Genomic DNA, 12,723 nt, shown 5'->3' with positions numbered 1-12,723 from the left:
TATGTCCAACACGCTTATCAGCAGAACCGCATCCGCTTACGATTATCCGCTCATTATCAAAAACCTTTTTCTCGCCCCGGCGGTGGAAAATCCACAGCAGGAGATCATCTATCGTGACCAGTATCGTTTTACCTACCGCGATTTTCGCTCCCGGGTGCATCGTCTGGCCAATGCCCTGACCTCGCTCGGTGTCAAACCAGGCGACACGGTGGCGATCATGGATTGGGACAGCCACCGCTACCTCGAATGTTTTTATGCCGTCCCCATGCTCGGGGCGGTACTGCATACCGTCAATGTCCGTCTGTCACCGGAACAGATCATCTACACCATCGACCATGCCGAGGACGACTTCCTCCTCGTCAACAGTGAATTCCTGCCGATCATTGAACAAATCAAAGGCCGAATCGACACGGTCAAGGGCATTGTACTGCTCTCAAACGAAGCCACCCGGCCGCAGACCAATGTGCCCTTTATGGGCGAATATGAGGACCTCCTCACCGCAGCCCCCGACCACTTCCCCTTTGCCGACTTCGATGAAAACACCCGGGCGACCACCTTTTACACTACCGGCACCACCGGAATGCCCAAGGGTGTGTATTTCAGCCATCGCCAGCTTGTCCTCCACACCCTCGGCACTATAACCGCCCTGGCTACCTCCGCCCACCAGGGCCGCTTTCACCAGCAGGACGTCTATATGCCGATCACCCCGATGTTCCACGTCCACGCCTGGGGATTTCCCTACATCGCCACCACCGTCGGGGTCAAACAGGTCTACCCAGGGAAATACGCGCCGGCGACCCTCCTGCAACTCATCGCCAAGGAAGGGGTAACCTTTTCCCACTGCGTGCCGACCATCATGCATATGCTCATGGCCTGCCCGGATTTTATCAAGACCGATCTAACAAAATGGAAGGTAATCATCGGTGGCGCCGCCCTGCCCAAGAAGATGTGTCAGGCGGCGCTGGCCAGGGGTATAGATATCTTCTCCGGTTACGGCATGTCCGAAACCTGCCCGGTATTGAGCCTGGCCCACATCGGCAATCAGGAGCTGACCGACGCCATGGAGGTAGATATCCGCTGCAAGACCGGACGGCCGCTGCCCTTGGTGCAGCTGCGCGTCGTTGATCAGGAAATGGCCGACGTTGCCAAAGACGGCACCGCCGTCGGCGAGATAGTGGTTCGCGCCCCATGGCTGACCCAAGGCTACTGGAAGGACAGTCGCAACTCGGAAAATCTCTGGCGCAACGGCTACCTGCATACCGGCGATGTTGCCCAGATCAATCCGGACAACTATATTAATATCACCGACCGGATGAAGGATGTGATCAAGATAGGTGGTGAGTGGCTGTCGTCACTGGAACTGGAGGACATCATCAATCTCCACCCGGCGGTATCAGAGGTGGCGGTCATCGGCATGGCCGACGATAAATGGGGCGAACGGCCGCTGGCCCTGATTGTCCTCAAGGCCGATGCCAAGAAGCCCGATCTCAAGGAATTTGTCAACCATGTCAAGGCCTTTATCGACAAGGGACTGTTGAACAAACTCGGCCTGCTCCTGCAGGTCCAATTCGTTGAGACCATAGATAAAACCAGCGTCGGCAAGATCAATAAAAAACTATTGCGGGAAAAGCATCTCAGGTAGAACGTCAACCAAGGCATACGCGTTGCCGGGCCTTGTTGAACACATTTTCCGGCAGGCTGAACTCCAACGACAGCCTGCCGGAAACATCAGCCGGATATCAATCAACCTGCACAAAAATCTTCTTCAGGGCACCACAAACCGGGCATTTCTCCGGGGCGCTGCCAACCTCTATATAGCCGCATACCGGGCAAAGATAAAAATCGCTGACGTCCATATCCACGCCCTTTTTCACCGCATCAAGGGCCTTCTGGTAGATCTTTGCGTGGACCTCTTCGGCATCGACGGCAAATTTGAACATGGTCTTGGCTTTATGGCTCTCGGCCTGGGCCAGCTCGACCATCGGCGGATACATCTTGGTGAACTCGAAGGTCTCTCCATCGATGGCCGCCTGCAGGTTTTCGGCGGTTGAGTGGATCATCTCCAGGGCCTTAAGATGGCCTTCCGCATGAATTCGCTCGGCCTCGGCGGTGGTCCGGAAGAGTTTGGCAATATTGGCAAAACCATCCTTTTCCGCCTTCTTGGCATAGGCTTTGTATTTTTGGTTGGCCTGGCTTTCGCCAGCAAAGGCTTCTTTCAGGTTTTCAGTCGTTGTCGCCATTTTTTCTCCTCTTGATATTTGAATGACCAAGACACCCTGTTCCATCATCGGCTGGTGGTGCCATTACCCTGCAACTTCGGCAGTTTTTTCATAATCCCTGAGCACAATAATTCGCCTGCCGCCTGACTTCAAGGCAGCATAGAAAAGAATAATGGAGAAAACATAGAGGACAAGCCGGCTATACATGCCCGGCCTGGGAAGCCTGACATCTCCACCGCCCTCGGCCATCTTGCAGAAAGTGACGGCGAGTGGTAGCCTGGCGACGATGATTTCGCATAAACATGTCGTTCCCGAAGATTATGCCCTACCAACAGGAGGAAAGACCATGCAACGCTCAAACCCTTGTCTGATTTTCATGTTTTGCCTTGTTTTCTCAACCATATCGTTGGTTCTTCCCACCGTTTCTACCGCCGCAGGCAACGGCGATCAATTGGCAAGCGATATTGATAAGGCATTGCGCAGCGCCGAAAAGAACATTTTCAGCGGCAATCTCCAGGAGGGAGCGGCAATAATCAATGAGGCGGTGGTCAAGATTGAGGAACTGAAGGCGGCCGATCCGGCCAACAAAAAGCTTATCACCATTTCCAGTAAGCTTAACCAGCTGCAAAGAAAGATCGGCCAGAGCGCTCCGGTGGCCGCAAGCACCGCACCTCCTCCACCCAGGGCTGAAAGCAGCCCAGGGGCAACGGCTGCCGCCCCCGCCCCAGCGAAAAGTTCAGTCGACCAGGCCATCGCCGGTGTCGCGGCAATCGCTGTCAACGGCATGACCGGCCACCTTGATCGCGCCGAAAAGACCATGCAGGCTGGAACCGGCGATCTCGGCAAGGCAAGCCTTACCCGTGCCGCCGATAAATATGAGGAGATAGCCAAGCGGTACCCGGCTCTCGTCAGTCAGCCCGAGGTCATAGCCGCCAAACAACGCCTCGACAACCTCCTTGTCCAGGTCGATCAGGCGGGAGCGCAACAGCAGACCGCCCAGGCCAAGGGGAAAAGCGACGCGGAGGAACAAAGCCGGCTGATAGAACAGTGGCGCAAGACTTTTATAGGTTATACCACCCCGCGCGAGGCAAAATATCTGGGAGAACACCCGGAACTGCTGGCTGAGGCCAAAAATGTCCTGAGCGAGTATGAAAAGGCAACCTTCCCGCTCGGCCGTCCCGCCGAATTGCAGAGTTATGCCAGCAGTTTTAAAAACGCCATTGACCATGCCGCCGCTGAAAAGGGTGCCGCGGGAATCGACGATCAGTGGTTGCCGCGGATCAAGCCCCTCCTCACCGCCAACGACCCGGCCTATATCAGCCCGTCCGGCCCGGATATGAGCAAACCTGAACTGGTGGCCCGTATGGATGGCAACCTCGCTACCGGCAAGAACATTCTGGCCGAATACGCCAAACAATTCCCGACCGGCCAATCCACCCACTTCCTCGGCCAGGCCATCGATGACCTGCGCCGGGCCGTCAACGGCTACGAAAAAGGTCGAAAAGGTGCGACCGACAATCAAGTAGCCGAACTGCGCACCAAGATCGACCGCAGTCTCGGCATCCTTGAAAAAAACAAAGCCTGGACGGCGGCTTCCGGCAATCCGATTTACATTATCAACAAAACTGACATGGAAGAGATGGCTGCAAGGCTCGAATCCCTGAAATCCCTACCGGGCATCCCGGCAGAAACCCTTGCCACCATGAGTGGCGATATCGCCAAGGTTCGCAGCCAGGATAACGAGTGGCGGGACAAGAAAACCGCCCAGGACAACGCCCCGAGACCCTTCCCCGCCGCCGGCATGACCAGCATGTCTTTGGAGGCCGAGATGAAAAAGATCCTCAAGGATCGGGGCATCGATCCGGTTGATAAACTGGTTATTGTCGACAAGGACTGGTGGGTGCAACAAGGCGAGTTCCGCTATATCAAGGCTGCTGCCCTGCAAAAGGATGGTGAGGGCCCCTTTTTCACCTTCGTCACCTTCAAACAGATGCAGACCCTGTCCGGTTATGGGCCCACCGAGCTCTGGGAACAAGAGAAGAAAATCAGGGTTGCACACTAATCACCAAGTAAATTTTTTCGATACATCAATCTTTGCCCCGGAAATGGGGAGGAATATGGAATTGCCAAACCTGCGCCTCAAGCGCCATGAGGAACGACGTCTTTTGGGCGGTCATCTGTGGATTTACAGCAACGAGGTCGATACCCGTGAGACGCCGTTGCAAAACTACCGGCCCGGTCAGCAGGTACGGGTCGAGAGCCACGGCGGCAAAGCCCTCGGCATTGCCTATGTCAACCCCCAATCGCTGATCTGCGCCCGGCTGGTCAGCCGCGACGACCGCTCTCTTGGCCGTCCCCTGCTACTGCACCGCTTGCAACAGGCCCTGCAGCTGCGCGAGCAGCTCTTCGACCGGCCTTTTTATCGCCTGGTTTACGGCGAAAGCGACCTGTTGCCGGGCCTGGTTGTTGACCGCTTCGGCGTCCACCTGGCGGTGCAATTCAATACTGCCGGGATGGCAGCGATGCAGGGCGAGGTCGTCGATGCCCTGCGGGAGGTCGTCGCTCCCCAATCAATTACCCTCCGCAACGACAGCAGCATGAGAACCCTCGAAGGGCTGCCCCGGGAGGTAACCGTCGCCTGGGGAAAGGCCCCCGAGATCGTCGACCTTGTTGAAAACGGCGTGCCCCTCCTCGCCCCGCTGCACGACGGCCAGAAAACCGGCTGGTTTTACGATCAGCGGCCGAACCGGGCCTGGCTGAGAAACCTTGTCCCCGGCAAAAGGATACTTGATGTCTTTAGCTATGTCGGCGGTTTTGCCGTGCAGGCCGCGGCTTTTGGCGCAAGGGAGGTGGTGGCGGTTGATGCCTCCCGCCCGGCTCTGGAGATGGCCGAGAAAAACGCTGAACTGAATGGGGTCGGCAAGATCTTTAGCGGCATTGAAGGGGATGCCTTCGCCGTCTTGAAGGGGCTGAGGGCGGAGGGTGAGCGGTTCGACGTCATTGTTGTCGATCCACCGGCCTTCATCAAGCGGAAAAAAGATCACAAAGAGGGGTTGCTGGCCTACCAGCGTATCAACGAATCGGCGATGCAGCTGCTCGAAGGGGACGGCATCCTCCTTTCGGCATCATGCTCTATGCATCTTGGCCGGGAGGAGCTGATCGACATCCTGCGCGGTGCTGGTCGGCGGCAAAACCGCCATGTGCAGATCCTCATGGAGGGGATGCAGGGCCCCGACCATCCGGTGCATCCGGCCATCCCCGAGACCCGCTACCTCAAGGCCTTCCTGGCGCGGATCTCGGAGGGATAAAACACTTGAGCCGGATTAGGGGGCCAGCTGGAAGGTACCGGCGGCAACCTCGGAGTCGATCTCTTTCAGGGCGCGGCGCATCTGCTTTAAGGCCTGGGTGATGCGGTTCTCATTTTCCACCAGAGCAAGACGCAGGTAGCCCTCACCTTCAACGCCGAAACCAGCGCCAGGGGCCAGGGCGACATTGGCCCGTTCCATCATCTCGATCGAGAACTTGATCGATCCCATGCGGATATACGGCTCGGGGATTTTCACCCACAGGAACATCCCGGCCTTCGGAATTTCCACCTCCCAGCCCATCTTCACCAGCCCGTCGCAGAGCACGTCGCGGCGCTTCTGGTACACCGCCACCTGTTCGATGATGTTGTCGTCGCAATCGCGCATGGCAACGATTCCCGCGACCTGGATGGCTGAAAAGATGCCGTAGTCGTAATAGCCCTTGATCTTCGCCAGCCCGCCGATCATCGCCTTGTTGCCGACGCAGTAGCCGAGCCGCCAGCCGGCCATGTTGTAGGATTTGGAAAAGGAGCTGAATTCGACGCCGACATCCAGGGCCCCCGGCACCTCAAGAAAGCTCGGGGCGACCACGCCGTCATAGGTGATCTTGCCGTAGGCGAAATCATTGATGACCATGAAGTTGTACTCCTTGGCCAGTTTCACCACCTCGGCGAAGAACTCCTTGGAAACCAAGACCCCCGTCGGATTATGGGGATAGTTGAGCATCAGCAGTTTCGGCCCGGGATACAGCGATTTGCACATCTGGACAATCTGCGCCAGCATCGCCACCTCGGGGCCGAGCTGGATACGCAGGACATTGGCACCGGCGATGACCGCGGCATAGACGTGGATCGGAAAGGCCGGGGCCGGGGTTAAAACGGTATCACCCGGGCCAAGCAGGGCGAGACAGAGATGCGATATTCCCTCCTTCGAGCCGATGGTACAAATGACGTCGTCTTCGCCGTTTAGATCGACATTGTAGTTGCGCTTATAGTAGAGGGCGATCTCCCGTTTGAGATTCTTCATGCCCCCGGCCACCGGGTAGCGATGCACCTTTGGATCAATGGCCACCTCGCAGAGCTTGTCGGTCACCGGACTGGGGGTTGGGTCCATGGGATTGCCCATGCCCAGATCGATGACATCATCGCCCTTCCAGCGCTTCTCCATCTTCATTTTATTGATCATGCCGAAGAGGTACGGCGGCAACTGATTCATACGCTCGGCGTAGCGAACCTTAAAAGTATCTTCCATGATGTTCCCTCTGTGGTTGACGCGCTATGGCGCTTATTGTTCGTTATCGGTACAATCGCTGTATCCTACCATTTTCATGGCATCTTTGCCAATCAGGGAATAGCGATATCCGGCAATTCGACCTATGCCACCGGTTTTACTTCCCGACGGGAGGTGCCAGCTGGCCTTGAAAGATCCCCCGCAGAGCCATCTTTTTCTGCAGCAGGGCGCTCAGTGTACCGGCCAGGCAATTCCACCGGGGAGCAATCAGCAGGTCGGGATGGGCGGTCGCCCAGAGCCGGTGAAGGGTGACATTGGTCGGGATATGTGGCAGGGCGCGGAGGAGAAAGTCCAGGTAGCCTTCCCGGGTAAAGCAGTGCACCCGGCCCTCGGCATACCAAGCGGCCAGGGTGGTCCCGCGCAACACCTGCAAATGGTGGAGCTTCAGGGCGGTTATGCCCATGGCGCACACCGTTTTCAGAGAGGTCAGCATATCGTCCTCAGTTTCTCCGGGGATGCCAAAGATCAGATGGGCACCAAGGGAAAAACAGCCGGCCGCCAGGATCCGCTCTGCGGCCTCTGTAAAATCAGCAAAACTGTGATGACGGTTGAGGAGCTGCAGGCTCCGTTCGTGGACACTTTGCAGCCCCAGCTCAAACAGACAGTCCTTGCCGCTTGCCGCAACCAGGTCAGCGAGCGGCCGGAGGAGGGTATCGGCAACAAAATCCGGACGGGTGGAAATGATCAGGCCAAGGCAATCGGCATCGGCCAAAAGCCCGGCAAGGATTGGCAACAGTTCACCGACCGGCATGGCCGTCGATGTTTCCTGCTGAAGATAGGCATAATATTTGGTAAAGCGCCCCTTTAAGAGGTATTCTTTACCTGCGGCCAGCTGCCGGTCAATAGTATCGCTGCCACGCAGATAGGCAGGAGCAAAACCCTCGGCCCGGCAAAACACGCAGCCGCCGTGACGACGGTTGGGGCAAGGAAGACCCAAATCGAGGGGAAGCTTGCCAACCGCCTGGCCAAATCTTTGCCGGCAATGATAGCTGAAGGTGCGAAGAAGCGGTGGAACTGCGCCCTCCACACCCTTGTTTACGGATATATCAGTCGCGCTCCGCAAGGGTCAGGAGGCAGCTCTCCAGGGGCCTCTTCGGCACGTGATGCACCCCGTGCTCGTCGCGCCAATAGCGGACATCGTCATCGGTTTTGCACTCTTCGATGATGACCGTTTCCCGTGGTTTCCCAAGGGCGACGACAAGCGACAGACTGAGATGCTCTGGCACATTGAAGAGGTTTGCCAGCTGCGGGTTGAAGGCACCGATGCGGCAGCCGCCGATCCTTTTTTCCATCGCCCCCAGCAGGAGGTTTTGTGTCGCCACCCCAAGGTCGAACTGGGCCTCGGTCTCCGGGCCTTTCAACCGCTGTTTGTTGAGAAAACAGAGGACGTAGGCGCTGGGGCGCTCCCCTTCGCTTGGCCCCTTCCAATCGGTCAGATAGCCTGCCCAGCCGAGATAGGGAAATATTTTCGCACAGAGGTCAGGGGTATTAACGACCATATACTGCCAGGGCTGGCCGTTGCGGGCCGACCCACCCAGCCGCGCCAGATCGATGAGTTCGTGGAGGGTCGCCATACTGATCGGTTCTTTTTGGCTAAAACGTCTGAAGGTTCTGGTTTTTGCGATAATTTCCTGCATAAAGCACCATGGAGAGGGAAAACTTCTTGGCCATCATATTTGAACAATGAGGTATCCTACCATTTTCAATCGAAAATTGGCAGAAATATCTAAAAACTCAATCAGGGGAGGCCTGAGGACGGCCGCCCATCTTCATTCAATAAAAATTCTCGGCAATTAGCAAATACTCGTATCAGGTACAAAAAAGCCCACGAATGACCGCTTCATCCATGGGCTTGATGACAATCGAAGATTCCTTGATCGCCTTCCGGGAACATCAAGAGAATGGCCTTAGATCGAGGCCCTTCCCGCCGGAGTAATACCAATTTTGCAACGTACCGGACTATCCACCAGACCTTGCTTTTTCAATTCGGCAATCTGCTTGCTGACCACATCTTTATCCAAGCCGGTCGCCGCGGCAACATCTTTTGTGCCGCACGGGGCCTGGCACTTGGCAAGCGCCTCGAGGATGAGCTTGGACTCACTGACCGTCCCCTTTCCCTTGCTTCCACAACCGCAACCACATCCACTCATGCTTCATTCTCCTTAGTATTAGTCTTTTTTTGACATTCCGGGCATATACCGACAATTTCCAGTCGATATCCGGTAATTGAATAGCCAACCGCCGCAGCGAATTCCTCTGTGGTTAAGCCCTTATGTGCCATTTCCAGGTTATCAACCCGGTGACAGACCATACAATAAATATGATCGTGCTCCGAGGGGTCATAATCAAAGCGCTTCTGTCGGCCGCTGATCTCAAGCTTGCCTATAATCCCAGCTTCCGAAAGGATCTCAAGATTCCGGTAAACAGTCGCCAGGCTGATGCGCGGCATAATCTTCTTGACGATATCATACAGCTCATCCGCCGCCAGGTGTCTCTGACTGTTGATAAGCTCACGGAGAATTATCTCCCTTTGATTGGTCATGCGCAGCTGCATAGGAATCCTTTGTTATTAAGAACTACTACCAATTGTAAGTAGTTCCTGTTGCCTGGTCAAGGATTTATTATGGGAAGGTATTCCAATCACCGGCGACAACTGCAGTTGCTTGATACCTTTGGCAAAATGCCGTTTAAGCATGAAACATATCGTTTTACCGCGTGCTCTACTGGCGATTCACGGCCTGGTAAAATCTCGGGGGAGGGAAGGCAGGAAAGATTTTGCTCCACTGGTATCGCCCGGCATTTCGTGATATTCTACCCTAAGACTGTCCGTTGACGGTCCTGGTTGCTGTCGCCCCGCCCTAGTTAGTCTCTTACATATTGTTTTCGTTACTATACTATAAAAGTAGAACACCATCTGGCGGGGCCAGCCACCAAGCGCGGGATGCTTTTACAAAAGAACCACGGGAGGACGTTATGAACACGGAAAAGGTAAGCCAAGTGCAAGACACCGATGCCTTTTGGAAGTGCAGCAGCTGCGGCAATACTGTGCAAGCGTCGATTCCACCGGAAATATGCCCAAGCTGCAAGGAGAAATGTTTTTTTAAAAATGTCTCCTGCTACACCCCTGAATGCGGCGGCCCCGGGAAGATAGATCCAAGACTTTGAAAGCAAATTGGCCGGTTGCGCTCCTTGCCGTAGGCCATTTTTAAAGGTTGTTTCCTTGAATTCCCACCACTCATGGCAGGCCGGTAGCACGGGTAACCGGAACTGGCGGCACCATCATCTCGACCGGCTCACCCTCTGAGCCGCTCACGGAGCCTGCGGCAGTAGGTGTGAAACATCTCCCCATCCGGATCGCGCGGCCTGGGGAGGAGGATCGGCTCCTCACCGCACAGTCCTTGACTTTGCCGACCAAGGACCAGTACCCGGTCGGCGAGGGTGACAGCTTCGCGCACGTCGTGGGTAATAAAGAGAATGGTCTGCTCCCGGCCAAGTGCCAGATTCTGCAGGAGTTCCTGGCTCGTTTCGCGGCTCTGGGCGTCCAGCGCCCCGAACGGTTCATCCATGAGGAGCATCCGCGGCGAGCGGATCAGCACCCGGGCAAGCGCCGCCCGCTGCTTCATCCCCCCCGAGATTTGCCGGGGCAGATAATCGCCGTAACCATCCAGACCGACCAGGCCAAGAAAGCGGTCCACCTCAGTCGCCCGCTGCCCGCCACCAGGAATCGCCTTCAGACCGAAAGCAATATTTTCGCGGAGGGTCAACCAGGGAAAAAGGGCATCCTCCTGAAACACCACACCGCGATCGGGACCGGGGCCGTTTATGGCCCTGCCCTCAAGCAGGCACCGACCGCTGGTCGGCGTCAGAAACCCCGCAAGAATATTAAGCAGTGTCGTCTTCCCACAACCGCTCTGGCCGAGCAGGCAGACGAACTCGCCGCGAGCGACGGTAAAGGAGATGTCGGAGAGGACAAACCGGCCATCACCCCTCTCGGCAAAGGCGTGGCTGATCCCCTCCACCGCCAGATACGGCGCCGGGAATTGTTTTCCCACGCCGCCCTCCACCTCCAAGCCAGCGGTACTCATTGCATCCTCGCGGCGCTTTTAAAAGAGAGGCGCATGGCAACAAGCAGCAGCCGGTCGCACAGCCTGCCGATGACGGCAATGAGGATGATGCCGACGACAATGATATCAATCTGGCCGAGCATCCGGGCGTCCATGATGACCGCGCCCAGCCCGTCGGGGACACCAGTCAGCTCACCAAGCACCAGGTACGCCCAGGAAATCCCCAGGCCAAGGCGCAGACCGGCAATGATGTTGGGCATGGCGTGGGGGATGAGGACGGCAAATACCCGACTGACACCGGAGACACCAAGCATGGCGCCGGCCTGCAGGTAGATTTGCGGCACCAGGCGGGCACCGGTCAGGGCATTGAGATAAATTGGGAAAAATGCCGCCATCGCCACCAAAAACACTGTGGTTTTAAGGCCGATGCCGAACCAGATCATCGCCGGCGGCAGCCAGCAGATCCCGGGAACCGCCCGCAGGCCACCTACCGTCGAGGACAGCAGGTGGTTCACCAGGGCGATGCGGCCGGAAAGCAGGCCGAGGGGAACACCGAGCAGGGCAGCGAGGAAGAAGCCGAGCAGCACCCTGGTCAGCGAGGCGGAAAAATCACCGGCGAACCGCCCGGCATATGGGCCGGCGCCGGGGTCGCCGAAGACATACATGGCAGCGGCACGAAGCACCGTTGCCGGGTGAGGCAGGAGGTAGCCGGGCATGGCGCCGCTTTCTGCGGCAAGATACCAGGCGCCAAGGCCAAAGGCCGGGAGGAGCAGTGCCAGCAGTGTCTCTCTTGCCTTCATCCCCCCTCCTTTTTTCGCCACTCGCCCCGCTCCCGCAAAAGTCTAGCGGCCGGGCGGAGCCTGGGGAACATTTTTTACAAACCGCAGATCAAAGAGCTTTGTATAATCCGGCTGCCTGTCGATGACCCCGAGGGCCTGCATCCGCTCGCCGAGAACTCTGGCCTTGCCGACATAGTCCTCATCCATCGCCCAGGCCAGCTCGATGTTGCCGGCGGCTCGTTCGAGAACGGCCCTCGGCGTGCCGAAGGTCTCCGCCAGCCGCAGCCAGGCCTCGCGATCGCCGTTGAGACGGCTGGTCGCCCCGGCATGGGCGTCAACCAGCTTCTGGACCCTGGCCGGCTGCTTGTCGACCATCTCCCTGGTCACCAGCAGGGCGGCATTGATTGTCCCCACCGACTCACCGAAGTAGGGATAGGCGATGATCCGGCCATAGCCCTCTTGAACCGCCAGCGAAGGAAAGGGCTCGCCGGAGAGAAAGGCGTCAATGCCGCCTTTTGCCAGGGCGGTGCCCATGTCGAAGAAATCGACCCGCACCAGGGTGACATCGCTGGTCGGCGCCAGGCCGCTGCGTTGCAGTGCCTCACGCAGCAGGATCTCGTGCATGGTGCCCGGCACATAGCCGATCTTTCGCCCCTTCAGGTCAGCGACCGTCTGTACCGGGCCATCACTCCGCACCACCAGGGCCGAGGCTTTGTTGCACAAGGCGGCCACCACCACCACCGGCTGACCCATGACCGCCGACTGAATGGCATGGGCCAGGGTGGTACCGGTCATGTCGAGGCTGCCGGCAAGGAGGGCGGTTTTCTGATCAGCCGGGTTGGTGAAAGGAAAGACCCGGACGGTATCGCCCTGGGGCAGAAACTCCTGAAAGAAAAAGGGCTGGATGGTCTGGGCGGTCTTCCAGGTGCCGACCTTCAGTTCCTCGGCGAAGAGGCCGGTGGCGTGCAGCAGCAAGGCCAGAGACAGCGCGACCAAGGTGATACAGCGAAACTTCATGGTACTTCTTTTCTCGGTCATAGGTTCCTCGCGTGCATGGGAAAATCGC

At 57.3% G+C, this 12,723-nt stretch carries 12 protein-coding genes; 3 read left to right on the top strand and 9 right to left on the bottom strand.

The genetic code is table 11. The features are described 5' to 3' along the window. The first annotated feature begins 1 nt into the window (after position 1). Positions 2-1,642: a fatty acid--CoA ligase gene (locus OEL83_13855; GenBank protein MDK9708122.1), complete on the top strand. Its 1,641-nt coding sequence runs from the start codon at positions 2-4 to the stop codon at positions 1,640-1,642. 97 nt (positions 1,643-1,739) lie between these two features. Here OEL83_13855 and OEL83_13850 read toward each other — a convergent pair whose 3' ends face one another. Continuing rightward, positions 1,740-2,240 carry a rubrerythrin family protein gene (locus tag OEL83_13850; GenBank protein MDK9708121.1) on the bottom strand — a complete coding sequence of 167 codons (501 nt, stop codon included), beginning with the start codon at positions 2,238-2,240 and terminating at the stop codon, positions 1,740-1,742. A gap of 325 nt (positions 2,241-2,565) precedes the next feature. On the opposite strand from OEL83_13850, the gene OEL83_13845 reads away from it, so the two are divergent. Beyond that, positions 2,566-4,281: a hypothetical protein gene (locus tag OEL83_13845; GenBank protein MDK9708120.1), complete on the top strand. Its 1,716-nt coding sequence runs from the start codon at positions 2,566-2,568 to the stop codon at positions 4,279-4,281. A gap of 55 nt (positions 4,282-4,336) precedes the next feature. Further along, positions 4,337-5,527, top strand: a complete 1,191-nt coding sequence (locus tag OEL83_13840; GenBank protein MDK9708119.1) for a class I SAM-dependent rRNA methyltransferase — start codon at positions 4,337-4,339, stop codon at positions 5,525-5,527. Positions 5,528-5,542: 15 nt separating this feature from the next. Here OEL83_13840 and OEL83_13835 read toward each other — a convergent pair whose 3' ends face one another. The 8 genes from OEL83_13835 to OEL83_13800 all read right to left on the bottom strand — a co-directional run bounded on the left by OEL83_13835 (position 5,543) and on the right by OEL83_13800 (position 12,695). Beyond that, positions 5,543-6,775 (bottom strand): aminotransferase class I/II-fold pyridoxal phosphate-dependent enzyme, encoded by a 1,233-nt coding sequence (locus OEL83_13835; GenBank protein ID MDK9708118.1) that lies wholly within the window; start codon positions 6,773-6,775, stop codon positions 5,543-5,545. Between the two features lie 136 nt (positions 6,776-6,911). After that, the gene (locus OEL83_13830) at positions 6,912-7,841 is read right to left on the bottom strand and encodes a TIGR01212 family radical SAM protein (protein ID MDK9708117.1); all 930 of its coding nucleotides are present in this window, start codon (positions 7,839-7,841) and stop codon (positions 6,912-6,914) included. A gap of 19 nt (positions 7,842-7,860) precedes the next feature. Then, on the bottom strand, positions 7,861-8,451 hold the full coding sequence (locus tag OEL83_13825) for a nitroreductase family protein (protein MDK9708116.1): 591 nt from the start codon (positions 8,449-8,451) through the stop codon (positions 7,861-7,863). 270 nt (positions 8,452-8,721) lie between these two features. Then, positions 8,722-8,964 (bottom strand): MarR family transcriptional regulator, encoded by a 243-nt coding sequence (locus tag OEL83_13820; protein ID MDK9708115.1) that lies wholly within the window; start codon positions 8,962-8,964, stop codon positions 8,722-8,724. Further along, the gene (locus OEL83_13815; protein ID MDK9708114.1) at positions 8,961-9,356 is read right to left on the bottom strand and encodes a transcriptional repressor; all 396 of its coding nucleotides are present in this window, start codon (positions 9,354-9,356) and stop codon (positions 8,961-8,963) included. Before OEL83_13815 ends, OEL83_13820 begins: the two co-directional genes overlap by 4 nt. 751 nt (positions 9,357-10,107) lie before the next feature. After that, complete coding sequence (locus OEL83_13810; protein MDK9708113.1) at positions 10,108-10,899, bottom strand: ABC transporter ATP-binding protein; 792 nt, start codon at positions 10,897-10,899, stop codon at positions 10,108-10,110. After that, positions 10,896-11,699 carry an ABC transporter permease gene (locus OEL83_13805; GenBank protein ID MDK9708112.1) on the bottom strand — a complete coding sequence of 268 codons (804 nt, stop codon included), beginning with the start codon at positions 11,697-11,699 and terminating at the stop codon, positions 10,896-10,898. Before OEL83_13805 ends, OEL83_13810 begins: the two co-directional genes overlap by 4 nt. A gap of 21 nt (positions 11,700-11,720) precedes the next feature. After that, positions 11,721-12,695 carry an NrtA/SsuA/CpmA family ABC transporter substrate-binding protein gene (locus OEL83_13800; GenBank protein MDK9708111.1) on the bottom strand — a complete coding sequence of 325 codons (975 nt, stop codon included), beginning with the start codon at positions 12,693-12,695 and terminating at the stop codon, positions 11,721-11,723. Between the last annotated feature and the right edge of the window lie 28 nt (positions 12,696-12,723).

The organism is Desulforhopalus sp., assembly GCA_030247675.1.
GTDB lineage: Bacteria > Desulfobacterota > Desulfobulbia > Desulfobulbales > Desulfocapsaceae > Desulforhopalus_A.
This window is presented reverse-complemented; position numbering and strand designations above follow the sequence as displayed.